We start from the raw sequence: 24,041 nt of genomic DNA, 5'->3' as shown, positions 1-24,041 counted from the left end.
TTGCGCCACCGCGAGCGGGATCCCACGCCCGTCGCCAGGCGGATCCGCGCCGCCTGCGCCACCGCACCGACCGTGTGCGGTCAGGCACCCATCCAGATGACCGACAGCACGCCCTCGGGCGTGTGGTCGTCGCCGTAGCCGATCTCCACCGGCTGGTCGAACACGAAGCGCGCCGAGACGACGTCGGGCGTGAGGGCGAGCTCCTGCGCGCCGAACTGCAGCAGTCCGCCCGACGACGGGATGTCGGAGGCGGCGACCAGCGTGGTCACCGTGCCGTCGGCGGACACCAGTTCGACTCGCCCGGTCACCGTGCCGGAACCGAACTCCGGTTTCACCATGATGCCGACGGATGCCACGGAGGCCTTCGTCACCGAGGCCGGCGCCGCCGTCTCCAAGGTCGTCACGGCCGGCTCGGTGACGCCGAAGAACACGCCGTTCACCGTCTGGTTGGAGGTGGACAGCTCACGGCATCCGCGCCCGTCGACCCAGCCGAGAGGGCCGAGCGGAATGCACACGATGCCCTGGGCCGACGCGAGGTTCGGGCCCTGCGCCTGCCACTGCGACACGTTGGCGCTGCCCACCGAGAGCGGCTGGTTGGAGCGGGCCACGACCCCGAGCCAGCCGGAGAGCCCGAACCAGATCAGGAACACCAGCACCGACACCGCCGAGAGCGTTCCCCGCAGTCCGTGCACCGACACGGTCAGCCGCGCCCAGCGCGGATTGTCGAACAGCACCGCCAGCACGGCCGCCACGATCACGAACAGGGCGATCGTGGAGCCGATCAGCCGCCGTTCGGGGTAGGCCGCGACGTAGGCGAGGTTGGCCTGGAAGTCGGTCGGGAAACTGATGGCGTTCAGCAGCATGCTGAAGAACACCACCCCGACGGCTCCCACGATCAACGCCGAGGCCGCATGCCGCCCGCGCAGCACCAGGAGCACCAGCACCGCGAACAGCACCACCCCGGCCACGATCAGCCCCAGGCTGCCGAGCGACCCGGAGTCGCCCAGCACGATCCGGCCGAGCCAGCCGAAGAAGTAGAGCACGCCCGCCCAGAGCTTCTCGACCAGGCTCGACTGGGCGCCGGACTGGTTGACGCTGCTGCCGTTCTTCGCCGCGACGGCGAGGAAGCCCAGCTGCACGAGGCCCACGAGCACCGTGCTGGCGGCCATGATCCGGAACCGTCGGCGGGAGAAGACCGCGGCGATCACGATGAACGGGATGACGGTGAGCAGAGCGGGCTTGGAGAGCATCAGCACCGGCATGATCCACATCCAGTAGGGCGCCTCCGCGCGACGCTCCACGAGCGCGTACGCGGCGATGAACACCAGCAGGAGCAGACCGAAGTAGGTGAAGTTGATGAAGGTGCGGGTCTGCCAGTCGGCCACGAACACGCAGGCCAGGGCCACCGCGAAGCGCAGGACGTCGTTGCGCAGCACCACCCGGAACACCGGAAGGCAGATCGCGCCCACCAGGAGGGCGGTGATCAGGATTCCGATCCCCGAGTAGTAATACGGGATGCTCTCCACCGGCAGCTGAAGCTTGGCGCCCACGAGCGCCAGCACCCGCTGCGGGAACGGGATGTAGCCCGCATCCGTCGCCACCAGCTGCTCCCACCAGGGCAGGTTCATCGCCGAGCGGTAGTAGTTGGTGGCCATCTCGGCCCACATCTGGCCCCGCAGGAACATCTCGCCCTGGGTCAGCAGCTGCTGCAGCGGGTAGATCAGCACCACGAGTGCGGCGAGCACGTAGGCGCGACGCGGCGATGCCGTGTCCTCCACGAGGGGGAACAGCCGGTCGCGCACGGCGGCGAGCCGGGGCGCCGTGCGCTGCAGGATCGTGGTCATCATCGCCCTTCGAAGAACGTCTCGGCGATGCGCTCGATCTCGGCGAACTCCCGCCATCCGCTGACCGCCCCTCGGTCGGGGAACCGGTACAGGAACCCGTGTCCGCCGCCGATCAGTCCCTCCTGCACGAGCCGGTCGACGGGAGCGTCGAAGTCCTTGTCGCCCACGAACCAGACGTGGTCGCGCAGTGCCGGATCCACGCGCTCGAACAGCAGCTGGAACGGCCCGAGCGACGCCTTCTCGTTCGGCGTCTCCTCGGAGCAGACGATGTGGTCGATGTAGCGCGAGAGGTCGAGGTGCACCACCTTGCGGAACTGGATCTGCGCCGTGAGGTCGGTGACGATCGCCGTCGCCACCCCGTTGTAGCGCAGCGTCTGCAGCAGCTCCAGCGCGCCCGGCCGCAGGGTGGACGCCGACATGAAGGTGCGCCAGTACTCCTGCTCCATGGTGAGGGCGAGCTGCAGCTCACTGCGGATGCCGATCAGCTCGAGCGCCTCGTGGCAGTAGAGCAGCCGGCTGTGACTGCTGGCGGTGGCGCCCAGGCGCCGCTTGACGTTCTCCCGGGCCTGGGCGGAGGCCACCTCGAACTCGGCCGCCTTGACTCCGAGCTGCGCCGTGGCGAAGCTCAGGAGCGCGGCACTGCCCGCCCGGTGGCTGGTGTCGTAGTCGTAGAGGGTGTCGTCGAGGTCGAAGACCACCAGGCTCGGGCGTTCCGCCGTCATGTTCGCTCCCATCGGTTCGCGCGTCGTTCCAGCAGGGCTGCCACGACGATCATCTGCATCACGCCGCGGCTCTTGCCGAGCCAGTGCGGCTCGTCCACGAAGAGCTCCTCGGGGCGCGCGATCAGCTGGGCCGCCACCGCGGCGGTGTCGGCGGCCGTGACGAGCTCCGGGTAGACGGTGAAGCGGATGACGCCCGGCGTGTCGAGGTACTCGATGGTCGCAGGGCAGTTCGCCAGAGACGTGAGCGTGCGCTGGAGCGCCTCGGTGAACGAGAAATCGTGGATGTCGGCCACGAGGCGCAGCTCGATCGGCTCCGACGACGGCGGGGAGTCCTCCGGGATCGGCCGCACGCTCTCGATCCGGAACTCGATGTCGGCCAGTGCCGCCTGGGGCGCGATGAACTTCTCGGCGTGACTGAGCCGGCGCTGGATGGAATCCCGCACCCGCTCCGCCGACTGCCCGCGCTCGCCCACGTCGCGATTGATCTTCAGCTGCCGGCGCAGACCCTCGTCCATCGACATGAACACAGCGAGGTCGGCGGCCTTGCGGATCTCGGCCGAGGCGAGCACGTGCAGTCCGTTGATGACCACGAGCTCGCGCTGCTGGATCGGGCGCTGCTTGGTGAACCGCCCCCGCGCGTGGTCGTAGTGCTTGCCCCAGATGGGCCGGCCGCGCATCAGGCTGACGGCGTCCCGGGTCATGGTGGCCAGGTCGTTGTTGGCCGGATGCAGGTGCGTGGAGATCTCCCAGATCGGGGCCCCGCGCTCGTAGAGGTGGTAGTCGTCGCCGAACAGGAAGGCGGTCGCCTTCTCGCCGAACACGTTCGCGAGCGACACACACAGCGTGTCCTTGCCCGTTCCGCTGTCGCCGGAGATGGCGACCGAGAGCGGCATCTTGCTCAGCCGGTACTCGTCGAAGCGCTGCGTTCCGGCGCGGTAGACCATGATCAGCGCCGCCGCCCCGAGCACCACCGTCGCGGTGGCGAGGATCGGCCCCCACACACCGAGCAGGTTCACGAACGGCCCGGCCTCCACGAAGTCGGCCGAGCCGGGGCCGCCGGTCGCATCCGCCCGCCAGATGCCGGCCGAGGCGCGGTACGCCAGGGCCACGGTGGCGGCGAGCCAGAAACCCCAGACCAGCCAGACCGAGCGCGGGCTCGTCATCACCGACAGGATCGCCAGGAACGGCACCGCCCAGAGGTACCAGCCCGGACTGGCCGGGGTGAGCAGGGTCACGGCCGTGAGCGTGATGCCGATCAGCATCACCAGCAGATCGGGGTTACCCCGCTTGGAGCGGTACTGCAGGGCGAGCAGGGCGCTGTAGACGATCGGCAGCAGCACGATCACGAGGCCGGGACCGAGGGCGGCCGCGTAGGCGAAGATCGACTGGCTGGTCGGGGTCTCGAGCACCATCTGGCGGTACCCGGGCAGCAGCGCGGGGGCGACCGTGAGCACGAGACCCGGCAGGAGGCCGAGGAGGTAGGGCTTGACGGAGCCGCGGTAGCGCGCGTTCCGCAGCAGGAAGATCAGCACCAGGGGCGGCATCAGCGCCGACGAGAACTTGCTGGCGATGGCCAGCCCGGCCAGGAGCCCGGATGCCCCCCAGCGCTGCTTCTTCAGTGCGAACGCGCTGGCGAACATGAGCAGCGTCGGCAGGAGGTCGAGCTGACCGTGCACGTACGCGGCGTAGACGACGATCGGCGAGAGGATGATCAGGATGAGCGCGGCGCGCACGCGCACGCCCGGCCACTTGGACACCAGCCACCAGATCGCGAGCTCGAGCACCAGGTTGCCGAGCCCGAGGCCCAGTTGGGTGGCCCAGGGGTCGGGCAGCCAAGAGGTGAGGAAGCCGGCCACGCCGTAGTAGACCAGCATCACCGGGCCGTACGGGAAGGCGTCGGCGGGGCCGCCGCTGTCCAGGAACGACTGCCAGGGGTCCAGTGAGGGATGCGCGAAGGTGTGCTGCAGGAACGGGACGAACCACTGCGTCTGCACGTCGGGCACCACGAACACGATCACGGCCAGGCGCACGAGCACGCCGATCGCGAAGACGATCGGCAGCGTGCGCCGCGAAGCGAGGATCCGAGCGATCAAGCCGCCCACCATTCGGCCTCCGGCCGGTCCCACACCGCGGGCTTCTTGGTGCAGACACCGTGCAGCGGCACACCGGCCTCGGTGAAGCGGGCGGTGATCACCTCGAACTCGCTCTCGAGGTCACGCCCCTGCAGTTCGGGGCTGACCACCATGATCGAGAACCCGTGCTCGGCCAGCAGGCGAAGCTCCGCGGCCTCCGGCCACGCGCCCGTGAACGAGTCGAGCCAGACCCACTGCGGCCTCGGCTGCAGTGCCAGCGCGGTCTGCACCGACTCGTACTCGGAGACGCGCACCATCGTGCGGGTCTCGCCGCGCTTGAGCGTGCGCACGAGGAAGGGGAAGGACTGGTCGAGGTAGGCCCACTCGGTGACGCCGGCCCGGGCCAGCGCCTCCTCGATGCGGGTCTCCAGCCCCTCCTCCTTCGTGTTCAGCACGATGAAGCGGTGACGGTAGTGCGCCAGCCAGTCCTCGAAATCCGGGCCGTCGGTGAACGCGTCGTGCACCAGGATGAGCCGGCCGCCCTCGGAGCGCAGATCCATCTCCACGCCGTAGCGCAGGTCGAGGGCGTCCAGAGCGGTGGGTTCGTTGACGCGGTGCGAGCAGATGAGGGTCATAGCGTCTTCCGGAGGGTGAGGCTGAAGTCGACGGTGCGCTTGATGAATCTGCGCTTGGCCGAGAAGTCGGTGTTCCAGCTGGACGTGCCGAACTTGCGCGGTGCGAAGATCACCGGGAAACGGCGGATCGAGAACTTCAGCCGGCTCGCCTTGTACAGCGCGAACAGGTCCAGCGCGAAGTCGTCGGGCGGTGTGCCCCACTTCTCCAGCAGGGATCGCGTGAACATCGTGGGCTGGGCGTTGATGTCCCGGAGCGGCGCGCGCAGCAGCACGGTCTCGAAGGCGGTCATCCCGGCGGTGAACACGCGGTCGCCGATCGGGCGGCCGTAGCGCGTGCCCTTCACCAGGATGTCGCGCGCCGGCCGGCCGGAGGACGGCGCCTCGAACAGGTCCAGCGCCCGGAGCACGTCCACCGGGTCGGTCTGCAGGTCGGCGTGGGTCCAGCCGATGATCGGCGCCACGGCGGCCTTCAGGCCCGTGACGATGCCGTATCCGTAGCCCTGGTTCTGCGCCACCCTCACCCAGCGCACCCGCCCGGCCTCAGCATCCGCACCCGCCTCGCCCAGGAGCGTGGTGAGCACCTCGGCCGAGTCGTCGGTGGAGCCGTTGTCGACGAGGATGATCTCGCCGGAGCCCGCCTCGGCCACGTAGGCGCAGCGGGCGATCAGGGCGGACAGCCCTCGGGCCTCGTTGTAGCACGGCACGACGAGGGAGAAGGCGGGTACGCCGGTCATGGATCACTCCTGGGTGGGGTGCGCCCGGCCGGTGGCGCGGATGCCGCGACGGCGGCCTCGGGGCGCTGGAAGACGAACAGGGACATGCCGACGAAGTTCCAGGCCGCCGACGCTCCGGTCGCCACCACGAAGGCCAGCGGCAGGGTGAGCGCCCACGACTCGGGCAGCAGCAGGCGAACGAGGGCGTTGATGCCCACGTTGATGCCCAGCGAGGCCGCGTAGATCACCACGAAGACGAGCTCGCTGAAGCGGCCGCGGCGGCGGCCGAAGGTGAACCGCCAGTTCGCGAAGTAGGCGAACACGGCGCCGGTGACGAACGAGATCGTCTTGGCCAGGTCGAGCTGCACCCCGAGGGCGCCCAGCAGCGCGTAGACGGCGGCATCGATGAGCACGGTCAGCCCGCCGACCAGGCCGAACTTCAGAACGGAGCCGAGCAGCCCTCGGCGGTCAGCCACCGAGGCCCGCGATCTCGAAGGTGCGCGGCGTGAACGAGCGGAAACCGTGATCCAGGGTGCGGCGATCCGTCGGATTCACCATCGGGTCGCCGGCGAGGGAGTACGGATGGTTCGCCCACTTGTGGAAGCAGGACTGCCAGTACAGCAGCGCCTCGTACTCCAGGGGCGTTCCCACCGAGCTGAACGAGTCGACCCGGAGCGGAACCGCCGGCCGGCCGTCGCGCAGGGCGCGCGCGACCAGGCTGTCGAGGTAGAACTCGCCGTTGATCCGCTCGTCGTCGGCGATCAGCTGCTCGATCAGTCGGATGGCGCCGTCCCGCGAGCCGAAGCTGAACGTGCCGATCAGCACGCCCGCGTCGCGGGCGGGGGCCTGCTTCAGCCAGACCTCGTCGATCCGGCCCTCGTGCTCCGAGACCCAGCCGTACTGCTCGGGCCGCCGGGCGGCCGCGTGGTAGGGCCAGGCCACCCACGGGATGACGCCGTCGGGACCGGCGGCCGCCACCGCCTCGGCGAACGCGGCATCCGACACGATGGCGAGCGCGTCGCAGGCCGCGACCGTGACCGGTACGTTCTCGGCGATCGCCTCGAGGCCGCGCAGGGCCGAGACGGCCTGGCCCTCGGAGAGGCCGGGCAGGCTCACCACACGGGCGCCGTTCCGGCGTGCGAGGGCGTCGACCTGCTCGGCGGCTGGCAGGTCGTCGCGGGACACCACGACGGTGTCGCCGCCCGGCGTGGCCGCGAGCACGTGCGCCAGCACGGGCTTGCCCGAGAGCGGGAGCGCGGGCTTCGGGACCTCGTAGCCGGCATCGCGGAACCGCTGGCCGGCACCGGAGGCGAGCACCACGCGAGCCGCCTGCACCGCGCCCGGCGCCTCCGAGGGGCGCGGATCCAGCCAGCTCTGGATGGCCCGGCTGGTGTCGCGGTACTCCTCGAAGTCCTGCGGGGTCCCCCACTGCATGAAGTGCTGCAGCTCGAACACCTCGACCCGTCCGCCGGCCTCCAGCAGGGGCCGGTAGGTGAGGCTCAGGTAGTACTCCCCGCCGAGCAGGATCTGCTGTTCGACCTGCCGGTCCAGCGAGTCCAGCAGCAGGCGTCCGCTGGCGAAGCCGTAGGTTCCGCTAGAGGCGTACTCCGTGCTCGGCTCATCCGTCCACGGCATCTTCTCCTGGATGGCGGCGACCCGCGGCCCGTCCATCCGCACGTAGGCGTATGAGGTGGAGTGGGCCATGTGCGGGTGGTAGCCGGTGTAGCACGGGATGATGCCGTCGACCTCTCCGCTGGTCAGCCGTACCGCGAAGGCATCCGCGTCCCAGTAGCAGGTGAAGTCGCAGTAGTTCACCACCACGGCGCGGTCGAGGGGGATGTGCTCGCGGGCACGCAGCACGGCCGCGCCGGGGCCGGCGGCGGCCTCCTCGAGACGCACGATCCTGGCGTTCGGCCGCCGGGCGAGCAGCCGCCGCTCGAGGTCGAAGCGCTCGTCGTCGAGGTGCAGGGCGTTGCAGATGAACAGCACGTCGTCCCAGCCGGGATACATGTCGATCACGTGATCGATCACGGTCTGGCCCTCGGACTCGAGCAGGAACTTCGGCCGGTCGTATCCCGCCGCGGTGAACCGCGAGCTGATCCCCGTCATCGGGATCACCAGGAGCGGCTTCACCGCTTCAGACTCTGTCGCCATTTCTCCGCTTCCCAATCGATCAATGCCAGAACCTCGTCGTCCGAGAGGAAGGAGGTCACCTCGTCGCCGGTCACCTGCACGGCCACGTCGACCAGACTCTCGGCGATCTCCACCTCGTCGGCGCCGAGGGTGCTCAGGATGCGCACCGAGCCGTCGGCCCCGATCACGCAGGGCGAGGCGGCCCGTTCGGCCGAGTCGGCGCGCGCGAAGGGGCGCCGGCCCAGGAAGACCGAGGAGTCGGGGGTCAGGGCGCCGCGGCAGAGCACGGCGGCCGCTCGCTCGCCGACCGTCCCGGCCGGGTAGAGCTCCCGGTATCCGTCGTCGTCCAGGTGGGCAGCCTCCTCGCTCCCGACGGAGGAGGCGAGGAGGGTGCGGACGGGTGCCGGAGCGGTGCGGAGCGCCTCCTCGACGGCGTCGACCAGCTCGCGCGCACGGTCGGCGTCGGCGGCGCCGACGATCAGACCGTGGTTGCGCAGCAGCACCACGACGGGCTCGGTCGCATCCACCTCGTCGCCCAGCTCGGCGAACACGGCCCGGGCGAGCTCGATGCCCGGTTTGGCGTACGGCACCACGACGGTGACCGCGTCCAGGCCGAGATCGTGGATGCGCTCGGCGGACCGCGCGGTGAGGCCGGCGGCGATCGCTCCGGTCGCGTGCACGTGCACCACCACCCGGTGCGGCAGGAGCACGTGCAGCGAGGTCTCGATCGAGGGCCGCAGCGCACCGCCGCCAAGGCCGTCCACGATGCAGGGCGCGAGGTCTTCGGTGACCATCACGGCCTCCCGGGTCTCCGCCTCGCTCATCGGCACGAAGATCGGCGTCTGCGCCGCCTCGAGCAGGCGGGTGCCGGAGGCCTTGATCCACATCACGCCGTCGCGCTTGACCGAGACGTTGCCGCCGGCGCCCTGCACGAGGCGCAGATCGGCGCCGATGCCCACCGACAGACCGACCAGTTCGGCCACGGCCGACTCCGATTCGCTGGACGCGATCACACTTCTCCCGACTCCCTGGTCTGCTCTCCCCCGAGCAACGCCGTCCTCATAGTAGTCGAGGGCGGCAGTGCCTGCGGCAGCCCGCGAGGGCCGTGTCGGAGGGCCGTGCCGAAGCGGCGGATCAGGGGATGGTGACCGTGCTGCAGCCCATCGCCCTCGAGTCGAAGGTGGCGTAGATGCACACCTGTCTCGTGCCCGAGGGAGCCGCCACCACCGCATCCACGCCGTGGTTCGGCCCGACCCCGGGGAAGTAGGCGTCGATCCAGCCGAGCGGCTTGTCGGCCTTCACCGGGAAGCCGCCGACGCCCTGGATGTCGACCCAGAGGTAGGTGGTCTCGGTGCTGGCCCGGTTGACCGACCAGCCCTGCACCCGAACGCCGCCCTTGACCCCGGTGACGGAGTCGACGCTGGCCGCACCGGGCGACTGCACGTCGACCGTCCGGCAGCCGAGATCCTGGTTGTCGAAGGAGTGCACGACGCAGACCTTGCGGGGACCGGCGCCGGCGGGCACGGTGATCGAGAAGCCGTGGTTGGGCCCGACGCCCGGGAAGTACGCGTTGATCCAGTTCAGCGGCTTGTCGACGCGGTAGGGGCCGCCCTGACCGTCCACGGTCACCCAGAGGTAGGTGGGCGCCGTCGACAGCCGGTCGACCGCCCAGCCGGTGAGGGTGATCGAGCGGTCGCCGGCCGTCACACTGTCCAGGCTTGCAGCGCCGCTGGAGGGCACCGTCACCGTCTTGCAGCCGTAGGACACGTTCTCCTGGGTGCCCTGGATGCAGACCTGGTGGTCTCCCCGGGTGGCGGCGAAGGTGCCCGTGAACCCGTGGTTCGGGCCCGACTTCGGGTAGAGCTGCGGGATCCAGCCGAGGGGCTGGTTGGCCTTGATCGGTCCGGCGCTCTTGCCGTCGATGAACACCCAGACGTAGGTGGTGGCCTTCGAGGTCTGGTCCAGCGTCCAGCCGGTGACCGTGAGCTTGCCCATCTCCGCCGTGACGGAGTCGAAGCTGCCCACCTCGTTGTTCGGTACGGTCACCTCCTGGCACCCGTAGGGGGTGGAGGCCGTGGTGCCGAAGACGCAGACGGTGTGCTTGCCCGGCGCGGCCGGGAAGGTGCCGCGGAAGCCGTGGTTCTTGCCGGCGGCCGGGTAGGCCGCGCCGGCGCTGTCGGAGGCGAGGTTGGCGCGGAGTGCGCTGCCGCTGCCGTCGACGTTCACCCAGACGTAGGTCGGAGCGGTCGTGCGCTGATCGAGGCTGTAGCCGCTCACCGTGATGCCCCCGACCACGCCGGTGACGCTCTCGACCTTGCCCACCTCGAAGGGCAGCACCGTCACGGTCTTGCACGCGATCAGCAGCGACTGCACGCCGTAGACGCAGATCTCGTGCAGCCCCGGAGCGGCCGGGACCACCCGGTCGAATCCGTGCAGGTTGCCCACGCCCGGGAACATCCCCGGGGTCCAGTTCAGGTTCTTGTCGACCTTGTACGCGCCACCCGATCCGTCGACGTTCACCCAGATGTACGTCGGATTGGCGCTCTTCTTGTCGACCGACCAGCCGGAGATGCGGATGCCGCCGGCCGTTCCCTGCGCCACGTCCAGCGCGGCGGCCGCGCGGTCGTTCGACGGCACGGTCACGCTCTTGCAGCCGAGGTCGACGCCGTTGGCCTTCGACACGCAGACGGTGTGCGCCCCGGGCTTGGCGCCGACGATCTGACTGAACCCGTGATTGGGCCCGAGCGTCGGGTACAGGCCGGGGAGCCAGTCGAGCCGGTAGTCGGCCTTGTACGAGGTGCTGACCCCGTCGATCGAGATGGTGATCCAGGTCGGGTCGGCCGTGCCGGGATCGACGGCCCAGCCGATGGCCTGGATCCCGCCGATCACGCCCAGCACCTTGTCGAGCGAGCCGTGCGGGTTGTTCGAGCCGCGCGGGTCGCCGAACCAGTCGGTGTACAGGCGCCAGAAGTTGCGGTTGCCGTAGGACGAGCAGCCGTCGTTCTGGCCGCCGTAGACGTTCGACATCGCCGTCGCGTTGGGCTGGTAGGGCGTGTAGTAGTAGAGGCCGGCCGTGGCCTGGTTCTGAATGAGCACCGGAGACGATCCGCAGTTCGCGTCGGGGTGGTAGCGCACGTTCGCGTACTTGCCCACGGGGAACCAGGTGAAGAACGCCGTCGTCCCCGGCGGGTTGGAGTAGCGCTTGTACTGCCAGGCCGCCTTGTAGACCTGGTTGTAGAACCCGGTGAACTCGGCGTCGCAGGGCGCGGTGTCGGGGCAGGCGAAGCCGGTGGCCGCCGCGTACTGGCGGGCGCTCGGAGCGTTGTCGGTGATCAGCGACTGCTCCTTCTGCAGCAGCACGATCAGCACGGCCTGACTCACGTTGCAGGCTTGACCCACCTTGGCGATGATGGTGGCCGCCGACTCGTTGGAGGCGCCGGTGTAGCTGTTGCACATCGCGTCGGCGGAGCGGGTCCAGGTGCTCTGCGTGTAGTCCTTCACGCAGGTGTACCCCGAGCGGCAGCTGGAGACCTGGGAGTTGAGGAAGTTCTGCACGGCCTGCGCCGACATGGCGCTGCCGTTGAAGAAGTTGGCGTCCGAGATGATGTTGCCCGGGTCGAAGTCGGAGGCGTTGGCCTGCACGACGGCCTGTGGGGCGGCAGCCTGCTCGACAGCCTGCGGGGCGGCGGCCTGCTCGACAGCCTGCGGAGCGGCGGCCTGCGGAGCGGCATCCTGAGTCGTCGCGACCGACACGGCCGGGCTCTCGGCGGGCAGTGCGGAGGCAGGGGCGGCGGTGGCGACAAGCCCGGCCGCAGCCAGAACCACGCTCAGTCCGGCCGCAAGCAATCCCCTGGTCGAACGGCGTCTCATGGATTCATCCTAGGGAACCCCTTCGAGTTCGCTCCAGACCCCCTGATCATCGGCGAGTCGCGCTCATCTTCAAACTTTACATTCATGAATGTATAGTTAGAGCATGAGCTCCCGGATGACGACGCGATGGATCCTGCTCGCGACCGTGTCGGCGGGCCTGTTGCTGATCACGATCGACAACTCGGTGCTGTACACCGCGCTGCCGACGCTCACCCGCGAACTCGGCGCGAACGCCACCGAGGGCCTCTGGATCATCAACGCCTATCCCCTGGTGATGGCGGGCCTGCTGCTGGGTGCCGGCACACTGGGCGACCGGATCGGGCACAAGCGGATGTTCGTGATCGGCCTCGTGGTCTTCGGCGCCGCGTCGGTGCTGGCCGCCTTCTCCCCCACCCCCGAGGTGCTGATCGGGGCCCGCGGCCTGCTCGCCGTCGGAGCGGCGGCGATGATGCCCGCGACCCTGGCACTGATCCGGGTGAGCTTCGACGACCAGCGCGAGCGCAACATCGCCATCAGCGTCTGGGGCAGCGTCGCCGTGGTGGGGGCCGCGCTCGGCCCGATCGTGGGCGGTGCGCTGCTGGAGGTGTTCTGGTGGGGATCGGTCTTCCTGGTGAACGTGCCGGTCGTGCTGGTCGCGCTGATCGCGACGGCCATCGTGGCCCCGGGCGGTGACCGCGACCGCTCGCGCCCGTGGGATCTGCTCTCGTCGGTGCAGGCCATGCTCGGACTCGGCGGCCTCGTCGTGGCCCTCAAGGAGGCTACGAAGGCCGACCCCGCCTGGCCCGTGCTCGGGGTGGCGGCCGTGGTCGGCGCCGTCGCCTTCACGCTGTTCCTCCGCCGTCAGATCCGGCTGCCCTACCCGCTGCTGGACCTCCGCCTCTTCCGCATCCCCGCGCTCACCGCGGGCGTCGTGGCCGCCGGGCTCTCGCTGTTCGCAGTGGCGGGCGTCGAGCTCGCCACCTCGCAGTACTTCCAGCTGGTGGAGGGGTTCACCCCCCTGCAGGCCGGGCTGGTGGTCGTCTCGTTCGCCGTGGGCTCGCTGCCGAGCTCCCTGCTCGGCGGCGCCGTACTGCACCGCGTCGGGCCACGGATGCTGATCGCGGGCGGCCTCGGGATCGCCGCCGTGGGCGTGGTGCTCGCCATCGCCCTGCTCCCCGCGGGCTGGGGCGGCCCGGTGGCCGGGCTCGTCGTCGCCGGCCTCGGGCTCGGGTTCGTGATGGCCTCGGCCTCCTCGGCCATCGTCGGCAGCGCTCCCCGGCACCGCGCCGGGATGGCCGCATCCGTCGAAGAGGTCTCCTACGAATTCGGCGGCCTCGTGGCGGTGGCCGTGCTCGGCAGCCTGATCTTCTCGATCGAGACCGGTTACCCGGTGGTGATGGTGATCGTGGCCGCCGTGCTGGTGGGCGGAGCCGGGCTCTCCTGGTTCCTCTTGCGCCGAACGGATGCCACGGCCCTCACCGGCCACTGAGCCCCCGGATTACGAGCCCCCGGATACCGAGCCCCCGGTCACCGAGCCCCCGGCCGCGCGCCGAGTACAGGAGGATGGGATCATGCGCCCCAACAACCGCACCCGCATCCTGGAGGCCGCGACCCGCGTGGTCGAGCGCGACGGGGTGCGCCGGCTCACCCTCGAGGCCACGGCCGAGGAGGCCGGGCTCACCCGCGGCGGGATGATGTACCACTTCCGCGACAAGGACGCCCTGATGCTCGCGCTGCAGGAGTTCGAATCCGCGCGCTGGGAGGAGCAGCTGGAGGCGGCGGCCGGCAAGACCGCGGCGGAGGCGACGCCCGACGAGCGGATCGCGGCCTACGCGCGGGTGGCGATGGAGTCGGCGAGCGGCGCGGAGTTCGCCCTGGTGATCGAGTCGTCGTCGGATCCGCGCCTCGCCGAGCCCTGGAACGTCGTGCAGCGCCGCTGGACTCCGACCCCCCAGCAGGCGGCGACGGATCCGGCGGAGTTCGACCGATTCGTGCTGCGCCTGGCCGCCGACGGCCTCTGGTCGTACGACGCCTTCGGCAGCGAACCCATCACGCCCGAGCTGCGCGCGGCCCTCGCTGAGCGCATCTCCACCCTGCTGAGCCGCTGACCCTCGAGCCGCAGACCCTCCGACCCGCTGCCGGCGGGACTAGCGAAAGAGCACGTCGCGCACGGCCAGGAGGTAGGTGCGGCCCCAGCGCTGGGAGGGCTCGAGCACGGCGCCCTCGGCCCACTCGTTCCAGGCGTTGATGAAGACGACCCGCTGGTCGCGCTCCCGGTCGGCCACCGACGAGACCGTGGTGTTCAGCCAGCGGCGGAACGTGAACGGGTTCGAGCCGTACCACATGTCGGGCTGCCACTGCCGGCGGGCGGTGTTGTCGAAGTTCACCATCACGCCGGGGTAGCGGCCGTCCGGCGACGCGGAGTTCAGTTTGTCCTCCGCCGCGGCGGCCATCGCGCCGTAGCCCAGGAAGTTGCCCTGGAAGCGGTAGTCGAGGCCGCGGCCCTCGCGGGGCAGCGAGGCCCAGAACATGTTGTGCGGAGCGAACTCGAGCGAGGCGTCGAGCCCGTGCTCGGCCACACCGCCCTCGATGCCCTGCATCGACCCGCCCACGTCGACGGTCACCATGGTGAGACCGGCCAGCCCGGCCTCCTCGGCGACCTGACGCCAGTACGCGACCGTCTCGACGTGATCCGGGATCTGGGTGATGCGGTAGACCGCGATCACCGGCTTGCCGTCGATGCGGATGTAGCGCGGGTCGGTGATCAGCGGCAGCACGTCGTGGATGAACTGCTTCGCCGGCACCCGGTCGTAGTCCTGCGCGATCAGGATGTTCTTCTCGCTGCCGTCCCAGCGGCGGGTCCAGTTCTCGTTCGCCCACATGATGCAGAACGGCTGATCGCCGTCGCCGGCGACGAGGTCTTCGACCGGCAGCTCCATGAGCTTCTTGCCGGCGAACCAGTAGTAGTAGTACATGAAGCCCTCGATGCCCGCCGAGGCCGCGAGTCGATACTGGGCGTCGCGCACACCGGGCGAGCGCAGGTCGTAGAAGCCGAGCTCGCTCGGCAGGAAGGGCTGGATGTGGCCCGGGTACAGCGGCACGCCGGCGGCCACGTTCGACCACTCGGTGAAGCCCTTCTCCCACCACTCGTCGTTCTCGGGGAAGGTGTGGAACTGCGGCAGGTAGAACGGGATGACCCGCGCGCGCGGCAGCACCTCCGTGTCGGGGCGGTAGCGCTCGAAGGCGGTTCCGGCGGCGGAGACCCCTGCGGTGCCGGATGCCTCTCCCGCGGCATCCGCGAGGCTCGAGGCGTCACGGATGACGTACCCGGCCTCGCCCGCGACGATGCCGAGGATGCGCTCGATGGCGTGGGCGGTCGTGGCGTCGACCTGCCCGGCCTCCTCCTCGAAGTCGGAGGCGGAGAGCTCGAAGGCGCGCAGGCCCTGCAGCAGGAAGCCGCGGATCCAGTAGATGGAGCCGGCCGCGAAGCGCAGCGCCTCCTCGTCGAAGTCGATCTGGATCCGGCCGAGCAGCGCGGCCACGATGTCGCGGTCGCCGCCCCAGAACTCCGGGCCGAGCACGTTGCCGGTGGAGGTCAGGATGCCGAGCGAGGGATCGCTCGCGAACTCGTTCAGCACGCGCGTGATGGTGTCGACCGAACCGGCCAGCTCGCTGAAGAAGCCCTCGCGCCACTGGTCTCCCGAGCCGCCGAGCTCTTCGTGCGCCTCCCGCCAGGCGCTCTTCTTGGTGTGCACCTTGAACACCAGCTCGTAGGGGTCGAGCAGGCCGGCGTTGGCCAGCGAGACCAGGGGCAGGATGTCGCGCCCGTGGTTCGGCAGCGCGAACACCTGCACGCGGTCGGCGTTCGGCAGGGCCGCCGCGTCGATCGAGATGTCCTCGCCGGAGGCGTTGGTGACCAGCAGATCGAACGGCACCGGGATGGCGGCGATCGACTCGAGGATCTGCGGCAGCAGGTCGGTGTAGTAGACGTGCACGACCACGGCGACACGGGAAGTAGGCGCCTCGGCGAGGAACTGCTTCTTCCACTCGCCCGGGTAGAGCGCCTTCAGGCGGGAACCGCGGTTGTACGCCCAGGTGCCGAAGCTCGCCGGGAAGTCGTCGGACCGCGTGGTCGCGGGCGGATCCGCCAGGATCTCGCCGGCCCGCTTCAGCGCGCGCCCCGTTCGCCGCTTGACGCCGCCGATGGTGATTCGTCTCATTGTTCCCTTTGTTAGATCCAGTCGGCCGGATCGACGCCGTACTTCTCCGCGATCACCGCAGGCACCCGGAAACCGTCTCCCACGATACCGGGGTTGACCACGAGCTCCCGTTTGACGAACGGGAAGCCCAGGTCGAGCAGCCCGCGCCAGCCCTGGATGGTGGGGTTCTGGGTGTAGTCCACGACCTGCTCGTAGCCGAACCAGGCCCCGGTGACGAAGCCCTCGCCCTGCAGCAGGCGGTTGAGCCCGAGCTCGTACTTGTCGATGATGTCGAACTTGGTGGGCTGCTCGGGAAGGTTCTTCCAGAAGTAGCGCAGCGCGGGGTCGGCCAGCACGCCGTCGCGGAAGCCCAGCAGGAAGCTCTGCAGGTGCGGCATGTACTGGTTCGTCCAGGTGCCGCCCCAGACGTCGTAGTAGGAGTTCTCGAAGTCGGCCACCATCGGCTCGAGGCTGCCGAACGGGCCCACCAGGGAGTCGTTGGTGATGATGACGTAGCGCTTGGAGCGGATGGCGGGGAAGAGCTCGAGGCCGGTGGCCCACGAGCCGAAGTCGTACCCGATGTTGGGCTTGCGCACGACGATCGCGTCGTTGGCGGGCCCGCGCGACCAGTCCAGCGGCTCGGTGTCGTCGGAGGCCCGCACCACGACGACCGCGTAGCCCTGCTCCTCGAGCCGGGCCACCATCCAGGACAGCGACAGCGACGCCCGGGAGCTGCGGCCCCAGCTCGCCACCACGGCCACGCGGTCACCGGCGGGCAGCACCTTCCGCGGGCTCTCGATGAGGGTGCGGTGCAGAACCTGCTCGAGGACGGTACCGGCCATCAGGTCCAGCCGTTGTTCAGTGCCTTGCGCCGCCGCATCCGCAGCGGCCGCGTGATCGACCACGAGGTCGACGAGCGCAGGGCCTTGAGCTGGCTGCTGTAGCGCTCGCTCTGGTTGCGCGCGGCCAGGAGCCGGCGGCGGTACTCCTCGGTCTCGGCCGTGCGACGGGCGAGCTGGGAGCGCAAGGCGGCGACCTCGAGGCGGAGTTCGCGCAGTTCGTTGGCGACGTCGACGTCGCCTGTGGGAGGGACTGAGCTCATCGCTGCTACCGCACTTTCGACAGGGGAAACCAATCCATCGTAGTGGGCTACGGATGTCGGAGCCTGCGAGCCAGCCGAATGCGAGGGGCGGCCCCCAGCGGCCCGCCGCTCAGCCGACCGAGACAGTCGTGCTGGTGGATCCGGAGTGCGTGGAGTCGGCGAAGGAGAGCTCCACCGACCAGGTGCCGGTGGCGCCGGCGGGCAGCGGCACGGCGAGGTTCGAGCAGTAGGTGACGGCCGCATCCGCCATGCCGGGCGACTGCGCCGAGGCCGACTGGGTGTCTTGGGTGGCGGTGGCGATGCAGACGCCGGTGGAGCTCACCAGGTCGGTCACCATGCCCGCCACCGAGATGGCCGAGGAGGAGGGGTCGTACGCCGCGTTGATGATCTCGACGCTCACCGGCGTGATCACCGGAGCGGTGGGGGTCGGCGTGGGAGTGGGCGTCGGCGACGGGGCCGGCGTCTTCGTGGCGGTCGGCGTGGGGGTGGCGGTGGGCGTCGGAGTGCTGCTGGCGGTGAGGGTGGGCGTGCTCGACGGCGCCGCCGATCCGTCGACGCAGCCGGCCAGTGCGACGCCCGCCGAGACGGCCAGGAGGGAGCTGACGGTGAGGCGGAGCAGTGTCGATCGAACCATGGCACCGATCCTAGGCACGGCCGCTCCGGATGCCGCCAGGCGCACCGGCGATAGGCTGAACGGGTGAAGCAGAGAGCGTTGCCCGCCGAATCCGGCGTCGTGTCCGTGGTGGTCGTCAACTACCGCGGGGCCGACGACACGATCGAGTGCGTCTCGCAGCTCGCGGCCGTCGACTGGCCCGCCGACAAGCTCGACGTCGTCGTGGTGGAGAACGGATCGGGCGACGACAGCCTGGCGCGCCTGTCCGCCGCCTTCGCCGGCGACACCCGGGTGCGGGTGATCGAGTCGGCCGAGAACCTCGGCTTCGCGGGCGGCTCCAACCTCGGCGCCCAGGCCGCCCGGGGCGAGTTCGTGGCCTTCCTCAACTCCGACGCGAAGCCGCATCCGCAGTGGATCCGCGGGGCGATCGAGCAGTTCGACATCAGCCCCTCGGTCGCCGCGGTCGGCAGCAAGGTGCTCGACTGGGAGGGCAAGGTGGTCGACTTCGTCGGCGGCAGCCTCACCTGGTTCGGCATGGGCTACAAAGACCACGAGAACCAGCCCGACGACGAGCGCTTCCAGGCCCCGCGCGACATCCTCTACGGCACCGGATCGGCCCTGTTCGTGCGGGCCTCGGCCTTCGAGGCGGCCGGCGGCTTCGACGAGCGCTTCTTCATGTTCTACGAAGACGTCGACCTCGGCTGGCGGCTCAACCTCGCGGGGCTCCGGGTGCGGTTCGCACCCGCATCCGCGGTCTTCCACAAGCACCACGCCTCGATGCGCAGCTTCGGGCCGTACCGCGAGAGCTATCTGCTCGAGCGCAATGCGCTGGCCACGCTCTACAAGAACCTCTCCGACGAGAACCTGGCGCGGTTCCTGCCCGGTGCCATGGCGCTGCTGGCCCGCCGCGCGGTCGCCAAGAGCGACCTCGACTCGCAGGCCTTCGACATCCGGCGCTTCGACCGCACGGATGCCGCGGCCGAGTTCGACGAGACGACGCCCGTCTCGAAGGAGTCGCTGGCGGGACTGTTCGCCCTGGACCAGTTCGTGGAGGAGCTGGAGTCGCTGAGCGTGTCGCGCGACACGATCCAGGCCGGCCGGCGGCGCACCGACGGCGAGCTGTTCCGGCTGTTCGGCAACATGATCCACCCGCTGCTGGGCGGCTCCTCCTACCTCTCCGGCTTCCGAGCCGTGGTCGACGCCTTCTCCATCGAGGCCTCGACCGACCGGCGGCGCATCCTGGTGATCACGGGCGACGCGCTCGGCGAGAAGATGGCGGGGCCGGGGCTTCGCGCCTGGAAGATCAGCGAGGCGCTCTCGGCCGAGCACGACGTGCGGCTGCTCACCTGGAACGCGGCGGCGCGCACCTCCGACCGCTTCGAGGTGGAGCACGTGCAGCTGCAGAACGAGCGGCAGATGCGCCGGCACGAGCAGTGGGCCGACGTGATCTTCTTCCAGGGCTACGCCCTGCACCACTTCACCACGTTGCAGAAGTCGCAGAAGATCATCGTGGCCGACATCTACGACCCGATGCACCTCGAGCAGCTCGAGCAGGGCCGCGAGTTCGGCACCGAACGCTGGACGAACATCGTGCGCTCGGCCACCGACGTGCTGAACCAGCAGCTGGCCCGGGCCGACTTCTTCCTCTGCGCCTCCGAGCGGCAGCGGCTGTTCTGGCTCGGCCAGCTGGCCGCGCTCGGCCGCATCAACCCGGCCAACTACGCCGCCGACGACACCCTCGACCAGCTGATCTCGCTCGCGCCGTTCGGGCTCGACTCCACGCCCCCGCGGCACACCCGCGACGCCATCCGGGGTGTGGTGCCCGGCATCGGCAAGACCGACAAGGTCGTCATCTGGGGCGGCGGCATCTACAACTGGTTCGACACCCTCACGCTGGTGCGGGCCGTGGGCCAGCTGGCCGAGCGCCGCAAGAACGTGAAGCTCTTCTTCATGGGCGTGACGCATCCGAACCCGGATGTGCCCGAGATGGCCGTGGTGCAGAAGACCCGGCAGCTCGCCGCGGATCTGGGGCTCACCGGGAAGAACGTGTTCTTCAACGACTCCTGGGTCGACCTCGACGACCGGCAGAACTACCTGCTCGAGGCGGACGTGGGCGTCAGCACCCACTTCGAGCACATCGAGACGACCTTCTCGTTCCGCACCCGCATCCTCGACTACCTGTGGGCGGGCCTGCCGATCGTGACGACCCGCGGCGACAGCTTCGGCGACCTGGTGGAGAAGGAGGGCCTCGGCGTCTCGGTGCCCGAACGCGACGTCGACGCCCTGGCCGACGCCCTCGAGCGGATGCTCTACGCGGCCCCCGAGCGCAAGGCGGCGGTCGCCGCCGTGTCCCGGGTGCGCGAGCAGTTCACCTGGGACGAGACGCTGAAGCCGCTGGTGGAGTTCTGCCGCGACCCGCATCCGGCCGCCGACCGCGTGCTGGGCTCGCTCGCCGGCGACCCCGCCGCATCCGGAGGCTCGTCGTCGCTGCTCGCCGGCGGCGGCCCCGGTCGCGCCCGTCCGGTGACGGCCGAGGAGAAGTTCCAGCGCATCTCGACCCGCCGCCACGGCCTCCGCCGCGACCTGGCGCTGGCCGGCCACTACCTCGCCAACGGCGGCCTCGGCTCGCTCGCCGGCAAGGTGCGCTCGCGCCTGAACCACCGCAGCGCGTCGCGCTCCTGAGGCCCCGCCGACCCTGCCCGCGTCGCTGGGAGGGCCGCGCAGTGGCGTCATGTATCCTCGAACGCGGCAGTTTTCCGGCTGCCGCACGATACGCCTTGGAGGCCGTGATATGGCTGGCTCCGCACTAGAGTCCCCGGCCGCGCGAGCGGCCCGGCTGCAGGATGAGCCGTGGCAGTACGCAGGCGGCAGCAGCAAGGGCGTCACCGGCACCGTGGCATCCGTCCGCGAGATCTGGGCCCAGCGCCGGCTGCTCGGGCTGCTCACCGGCCGCGAGCTGAAGTCGCGCTACAAGGACAGCGCCGGCGGGTTCCTCTGGAGCCTGGCCAAGCCGCTCACGCAGCTGTTCATCTACTACCTGGTCATCGGCCAGTTCCTGGGCGCCGCCCGCAACATCGAGAACTTCGCGGTCTACATCTTCGCCGGTCTCACCATCTACACGCTGTTCAGCGAGATCGTGGGAGCCGGCACCGGCTCCATCATCGCCAACGCGGGGCTGGTGAAGAAGGTCTACTTGCCGCGGGAGATCTTCCCGCTGGCGGCCGTCGGATCGGCGCTGTTCAACTTCGTGGTGCAGATGGTCATCCTGATCATCGCGGCGGCCGTCATCGGCACCCTCTCGTTCGGCCCTCAGCTGCTGTTCGGGGTCGGCGCCCTCGTGCTGATCCTGATCTGGGGAACCGCCATCGCGCTGCTGCTCGGCGCCCTGAACGTGTACCTGCGCGACATCCAGTACCTCGTCGAGGTGGTGCTGCTGCTGCTCATGTGGGCCTCGCCCATCCTCTACTCCTGGCAGCAGGCCGCGGCGATCCTGCCGCAGTGGCTGCTCGAGGTGTACGTCAACTCCCCCATCACGCTGGCGGTGCTCGGCTTCCAGGAGGCCTTCTGGAGCGAAGCGTCCAACGGCGTGCCCCTCCCCCACCTGGCGCTGCGGATGCTGATCGCCGCCGCCATCGGGCTGCTGGCCCTGTTCGGCGCCCAACGAGTCTTCAGCCGCCTTCAGGGCGACTTCGCACAGGAGCTGTGATCCGTGGCCGGTAATACCCCCGTCGTCGAAGTCAACGACGTCTCGAAGCGCTTCATCATCCGCAAGGAGAAGAGCCTCAAGGAACGCCTGGTGAACGCGGGCCGCTCGAAGCAGTTCAAAGAGGACTTCTGGGCACTGAAGAACGTGTCGCTGGAGATCACCTCGGGCCAGACCATCGGCCTGATCGGGCCGAACGGATCGGGCAAGTCGACGCTGCTGAAGACCATCGGCGGCATCATCCAGCCCACCACCGGCTCGATCCGGCGCCGTGGCCGCCTGGCCGCGTTGCTCGAGCTCGGCGCCGGTTTCCACCAAGACCTCACCGGCCGCGAGAACGTGTACCTCAACGCCTCGATCCTCGGCCTCTCGCGCAAGCAGACCGACCTCTACTTCGATGACATCGTGGAGTTCTCGGGCATCAAGGACTTCATCGACACCCAGGTGAAGTTCTACTCCTCGGGCATGTACGTGCGACTGGCCTTCTCGGTGGCCGTGCACGTCGATCCCGACCTGCTGCTGGTCGACGAGGTGCTGGCGGTGGGCGACGAGGCCTTCCAGCGCAAGTGCCTCGACAAGATCCGCTCCTTCCAGCGGGAGGGCCGCACGATCGTGCTGGTCACCCACTCGCTCGGCCAGATCACCGAGTTCTGCGACCGCGCGGTGCTGCTGAACCGCGGCGAGGTGCTGTTCGACGGCGTGCCGCACGAGGCCGTACGCGACTTCCGCGAGGTGCTCGAGGGGCGCCGGCAGGAGGAGGCCGAGGCGCACAACGCCAAGCACGAGGAGCAGATCCCGGTCGACAACGGCTCCATCCTCGCCACCACGGTGCACGCCGCCGGGCGCGCCGAGGGCGAGCCGGTGCGCCCGGGCGACGACCTCGTGGTGCGCGTGACCTACCGGCATCCGACGGGCCTTGACGACTGGATCGCCGCCATCCAGATCGACAACGTGCAGGGCGTGCCGGTGTACGGCACCGCGTCGCTGCGTCTGGGCGTGTCGATGGGCACCCTGCGCGAGCCCCGAACCGTGGAGTTCGTCATCCGCGGGGCGCAGTTCGGCACCGGCAAGTACTTCATCAACTCCACGCTGATGGATTCCGAGAAGAAGCACCTGGCCGACGTGCCGCAGGCCGTGTCGTTCGACGTGCCGCACTACGAACTGGCCGTCGGCATCCTGCACGCCGAGCCGGAGATCCGCGTTCTCGGAGCCTGAGATGATCGCGTCGAACGGGTCGTCCGCCGAGATCACCGTGGCCGCGGTGCTGGTGAACTGGCGGCAGCCCGCGCTGACCTCGGAGGCGGTGGCCTCGCTGGAGCGTCAGACGGGGCTGGCTGCTGAGGGCACGCTGCCGGGCATCCGGCTGCGGGTCGTGATCGTGGACAACGGATCGGGCGACGGCTCTCTCGAGGAACTGCGGGAGCGCCATCCGCAGCACCTCGTGGTGGATGCCGGGCGCAACGGGGGCTTCGGAGCCGGTGTGAACGCCGGCATCCGCGCGTGCCCCGCCGATGCGTACGTGCTGCTGAACAACGACGCCGTGGCGGAGCCGGGCTTCGTGGCCGCCCTGGTGCGCGCACTGTGGGCCGAACCCGCGGCCGGCGCGGTGACCGCGCGGATCGTGCTGCAGGGGCGGTGGCGACAGGCCGTCACGGGCTCGCCCGGCGACGGCGGGCTGGTGGGCCCGGACGGCGCGCTCTGGCGGCGGGTTGCGGGCGGCACCGACGACGACGGCGTGGAGCTGCTGAACAGCACGGGCAACGAGATGACCCGCTCGGGCAACGGGCGCGACCGCGACTGGCTGCGGCCGGTGGGCGGGGCCGCCGGCGCCGATCGCCCGGCGGGTGAGGTGTTCGGCTTCTGCGGCGGCGCCGCGGTGCTGCGCGCCTCGGCGCTCGGGCAGGCCGGGCTGTTCGACGAGAGCCTGTTCATGTACTACGAGGACACCGAGCTGTCCTGGCGTCTGCGCCGGGGCGGCTGGAGCATCCGGTACGAGCCCACGGCGACCGCGCGGCACGCGCACGCCGCCTCCTCCGGCACCGGGAGCGAGATATTCCGTTTCAGCAATGAACGCAACCGGATGCTCGTCGCCCTGCGCACCGCACCGGCTCGGGTCGCGCTCACCGCCGCCGCCCGCACCTCGGCGGCCACCGTCCGATCGGCCGTCCGCGCCGCGCTGCGCCCGTCGGCGGCGAACCGCACCGACGCGCGCCGCCGGGCGCGCTCGCTGGGCTCCGCCCTGCGCCTCGCCCCCGCGAACCTGCGCCTGCGTGCCCGCATCGACCGCCGTTCCCTCGTCCCGCGCTCCGCGGTGGCGGAGTTCCTCGTCGACGACTGAGCCGGCACACGCACGCTGCCCCGCGCACGCCCCCCACGCCGCCGCGCACGCCGCACGGCCTCAGGACGGTCCCGGCGCGCGATGAGTATGCTGGATTGCGCGCTGTTCGGGCTCGCTG

At 70.1% G+C, this 24,041-nt stretch carries 19 protein-coding genes; 6 read left to right on the top strand and 13 right to left on the bottom strand.

Annotated elements, in window-relative coordinates:
* Nucleotides 1-80: 80 nt before the first annotated feature.
* From ACN4JJ_RS03615 to ACN4JJ_RS03575, 9 genes are all read right to left on the bottom strand, one after another.
* Nucleotides 81-1,844, bottom strand: a complete 1,764-nt coding sequence (locus ACN4JJ_RS03615; RefSeq protein WP_440708533.1) for a hypothetical protein — start codon at nucleotides 1,842-1,844, stop codon at nucleotides 81-83.
* Entirely contained in the window at nucleotides 1,844-2,566 is a 723-nt protein-coding gene (locus tag ACN4JJ_RS03610) for an HAD family hydrolase (protein ID WP_440708532.1), read from the bottom strand. The genes ACN4JJ_RS03615 and ACN4JJ_RS03610 overlap by 1 nt, the downstream gene beginning before the upstream one ends.
* Nucleotides 2,563-4,659, bottom strand: a complete 2,097-nt coding sequence (locus ACN4JJ_RS03605; RefSeq protein ID WP_440708531.1) for a glycosyltransferase family 39 protein — start codon at nucleotides 4,657-4,659, stop codon at nucleotides 2,563-2,565. The genes ACN4JJ_RS03610 and ACN4JJ_RS03605 overlap by 4 nt, the downstream gene beginning before the upstream one ends.
* A complete protein-coding gene (locus ACN4JJ_RS03600; protein ID WP_440708530.1) occupies nucleotides 4,656-5,273 on the bottom strand; it encodes a PI-PLC domain-containing protein in 618 nt (205 codons plus the stop codon). Before ACN4JJ_RS03600 ends, ACN4JJ_RS03605 begins: the two co-directional genes overlap by 4 nt.
* On the bottom strand, nucleotides 5,270-6,007 hold the full coding sequence (locus ACN4JJ_RS03595; protein WP_440708529.1) for a glycosyltransferase family 2 protein: 738 nt from the start codon (nucleotides 6,005-6,007) through the stop codon (nucleotides 5,270-5,272). The genes ACN4JJ_RS03600 and ACN4JJ_RS03595 overlap by 4 nt, the downstream gene beginning before the upstream one ends.
* Entirely contained in the window at nucleotides 6,004-6,462 is a 459-nt protein-coding gene (locus ACN4JJ_RS03590; protein WP_440708528.1) for a GtrA family protein, read from the bottom strand. The genes ACN4JJ_RS03595 and ACN4JJ_RS03590 overlap by 4 nt, the downstream gene beginning before the upstream one ends.
* The gene (locus ACN4JJ_RS03585) at nucleotides 6,455-8,140 is read right to left on the bottom strand and encodes an NTP transferase domain-containing protein (RefSeq protein ID WP_440708527.1); all 1,686 of its coding nucleotides are present in this window, start codon (nucleotides 8,138-8,140) and stop codon (nucleotides 6,455-6,457) included. The genes ACN4JJ_RS03590 and ACN4JJ_RS03585 overlap by 8 nt, the downstream gene beginning before the upstream one ends.
* Nucleotides 8,116-9,102, bottom strand: a complete 987-nt coding sequence (locus tag ACN4JJ_RS03580; protein ID WP_440708526.1) for a class II aldolase/adducin family protein — start codon at nucleotides 9,100-9,102, stop codon at nucleotides 8,116-8,118. Before ACN4JJ_RS03580 ends, ACN4JJ_RS03585 begins: the two co-directional genes overlap by 25 nt.
* 151 nt (nucleotides 9,103-9,253) lie before the next feature.
* Nucleotides 9,254-11,989, bottom strand: a complete 2,736-nt coding sequence (locus tag ACN4JJ_RS03575; protein ID WP_440708525.1) for a hypothetical protein — start codon at nucleotides 11,987-11,989, stop codon at nucleotides 9,254-9,256.
* 103 nt (nucleotides 11,990-12,092) lie between these two features.
* On the opposite strand from ACN4JJ_RS03575, the gene ACN4JJ_RS03570 reads away from it, so the two are divergent.
* Complete coding sequence (locus tag ACN4JJ_RS03570; protein WP_440708524.1) at nucleotides 12,093-13,457, top strand: MFS transporter; 1,365 nt, start codon at nucleotides 12,093-12,095, stop codon at nucleotides 13,455-13,457.
* 82 nt (nucleotides 13,458-13,539) lie between these two features.
* Entirely contained in the window at nucleotides 13,540-14,076 is a 537-nt protein-coding gene (locus tag ACN4JJ_RS03565; protein ID WP_440708523.1) for a TetR/AcrR family transcriptional regulator, read from the top strand.
* Between the two features lie 39 nt (nucleotides 14,077-14,115).
* Here ACN4JJ_RS03565 and ACN4JJ_RS03560 read toward each other — a convergent pair whose 3' ends face one another.
* The 4 genes from ACN4JJ_RS03560 to ACN4JJ_RS03545 form a co-directional block, all read right to left on the bottom strand.
* A complete protein-coding gene (locus ACN4JJ_RS03560) occupies nucleotides 14,116-16,188 on the bottom strand; it encodes a glycoside hydrolase family 99-like domain-containing protein (RefSeq protein ID WP_440708522.1) in 2,073 nt (690 codons plus the stop codon).
* Nucleotides 16,189-16,199: 11 nt separating this feature from the next.
* Nucleotides 16,200-17,009 carry a rhamnan synthesis F family protein gene (locus ACN4JJ_RS03555; protein ID WP_440708521.1) on the bottom strand — a complete coding sequence of 270 codons (810 nt, stop codon included), beginning with the start codon at nucleotides 17,007-17,009 and terminating at the stop codon, nucleotides 16,200-16,202.
* The gene (locus tag ACN4JJ_RS03550) at nucleotides 17,009-17,269 is read right to left on the bottom strand and encodes a nucleotide exchange factor GrpE (RefSeq protein ID WP_440708520.1); all 261 of its coding nucleotides are present in this window, start codon (nucleotides 17,267-17,269) and stop codon (nucleotides 17,009-17,011) included. Before ACN4JJ_RS03550 ends, ACN4JJ_RS03555 begins: the two co-directional genes overlap by 1 nt.
* Nucleotides 17,270-17,378: 109 nt before the next feature.
* Complete coding sequence (locus ACN4JJ_RS03545; protein WP_440708519.1) at nucleotides 17,379-17,903, bottom strand: hypothetical protein; 525 nt, start codon at nucleotides 17,901-17,903, stop codon at nucleotides 17,379-17,381.
* Between the two features lie 63 nt (nucleotides 17,904-17,966).
* Between ACN4JJ_RS03545 and ACN4JJ_RS03540 the strand changes: the two genes are divergently transcribed.
* The 4 genes from ACN4JJ_RS03540 to ACN4JJ_RS03525 all read left to right on the top strand — a co-directional run bounded on the left by ACN4JJ_RS03540 (nucleotide 17,967) and on the right by ACN4JJ_RS03525 (nucleotide 23,923).
* Nucleotides 17,967-20,564, top strand: coding sequence for a glycosyltransferase (locus ACN4JJ_RS03540; protein WP_440708518.1), 2,598 nt, complete (start codon nucleotides 17,967-17,969; stop codon nucleotides 20,562-20,564).
* A 109-nt stretch (nucleotides 20,565-20,673) separates the two neighbouring features.
* Nucleotides 20,674-21,588 (top strand): ABC transporter permease, encoded by a 915-nt coding sequence (locus ACN4JJ_RS03535; RefSeq protein WP_440708517.1) that lies wholly within the window; start codon nucleotides 20,674-20,676, stop codon nucleotides 21,586-21,588.
* 3 nt (nucleotides 21,589-21,591) lie between these two features.
* The gene (locus ACN4JJ_RS03530) at nucleotides 21,592-22,800 is read left to right on the top strand and encodes an ABC transporter ATP-binding protein (protein WP_440708516.1); all 1,209 of its coding nucleotides are present in this window, start codon (nucleotides 21,592-21,594) and stop codon (nucleotides 22,798-22,800) included.
* Between the two features lies 1 nt (nucleotide 22,801).
* On the top strand, nucleotides 22,802-23,923 hold the full coding sequence (locus tag ACN4JJ_RS03525; RefSeq protein WP_440708515.1) for a glycosyltransferase family 2 protein: 1,122 nt from the start codon (nucleotides 22,802-22,804) through the stop codon (nucleotides 23,921-23,923).
* Nucleotides 23,924-24,041: the final 118 nt, after the last annotated feature.

The sequence above is a fragment of the Herbiconiux dendrobii genome (assembly GCF_052048175.1).
GTDB lineage: Bacteria > Actinomycetota > Actinomycetes > Actinomycetales > Microbacteriaceae > Herbiconiux.
Note: the sequence above shows the minus strand (reverse complement) of the source record. Positions and strands in the feature narration are given on the sequence as shown.

What these genes read in the sequence shown, in the direction of transcription:
- ACN4JJ_RS03615 (WP_440708533.1), bottom strand. Translation starts at nt 1,844, where the DNA reads ATGACCACGATCCTGCAGCGCACGGCGCCCCGGCTCGCCGCCGTGCGC.
- ACN4JJ_RS03610 (WP_440708532.1), bottom strand. Translation starts at nt 2,566, where the DNA reads ATGACGGCGGAACGCCCGAGCCTGGTGGTCTTCGACCTCGACGACACC.
- ACN4JJ_RS03600 (WP_440708530.1), bottom strand. Translation starts at nt 5,273, where the DNA reads ATGACCCTCATCTGCTCGCACCGCGTCAACGAACCCACCGCTCTGGAC.
- ACN4JJ_RS03595 (WP_440708529.1), bottom strand. Translation starts at nt 6,007, where the DNA reads ATGACCGGCGTACCCGCCTTCTCCCTCGTCGTGCCGTGCTACAACGAG.
- ACN4JJ_RS03585 (WP_440708527.1), bottom strand. Translation starts at nt 8,140, where the DNA reads ATGGCGACAGAGTCTGAAGCGGTGAAGCCGCTCCTGGTGATCCCGATG.
- ACN4JJ_RS03575 (WP_440708525.1), bottom strand. Translation starts at nt 11,989, where the DNA reads ATGAGACGCCGTTCGACCAGGGGATTGCTTGCGGCCGGACTGAGCGTG.
- ACN4JJ_RS03570 (WP_440708524.1), top strand. Translation starts at nt 12,093, where the DNA reads ATGAGCTCCCGGATGACGACGCGATGGATCCTGCTCGCGACCGTGTCG.
- ACN4JJ_RS03565 (WP_440708523.1), top strand. Translation starts at nt 13,540, where the DNA reads ATGCGCCCCAACAACCGCACCCGCATCCTGGAGGCCGCGACCCGCGTG.
- ACN4JJ_RS03560 (WP_440708522.1), bottom strand. Translation starts at nt 16,188, where the DNA reads ATGAGACGAATCACCATCGGCGGCGTCAAGCGGCGAACGGGGCGCGCG.
- ACN4JJ_RS03555 (WP_440708521.1), bottom strand. Translation starts at nt 17,009, where the DNA reads ATGGCCGGTACCGTCCTCGAGCAGGTTCTGCACCGCACCCTCATCGAG.
- ACN4JJ_RS03550 (WP_440708520.1), bottom strand. Translation starts at nt 17,269, where the DNA reads ATGAGCTCAGTCCCTCCCACAGGCGACGTCGACGTCGCCAACGAACTG.
- ACN4JJ_RS03545 (WP_440708519.1), bottom strand. Translation starts at nt 17,903, where the DNA reads ATGGTTCGATCGACACTGCTCCGCCTCACCGTCAGCTCCCTCCTGGCC.
- ACN4JJ_RS03535 (WP_440708517.1), top strand. Translation starts at nt 20,674, where the DNA reads ATGGCTGGCTCCGCACTAGAGTCCCCGGCCGCGCGAGCGGCCCGGCTG.
- ACN4JJ_RS03525 (WP_440708515.1), top strand. Translation starts at nt 22,802, where the DNA reads ATGATCGCGTCGAACGGGTCGTCCGCCGAGATCACCGTGGCCGCGGTG.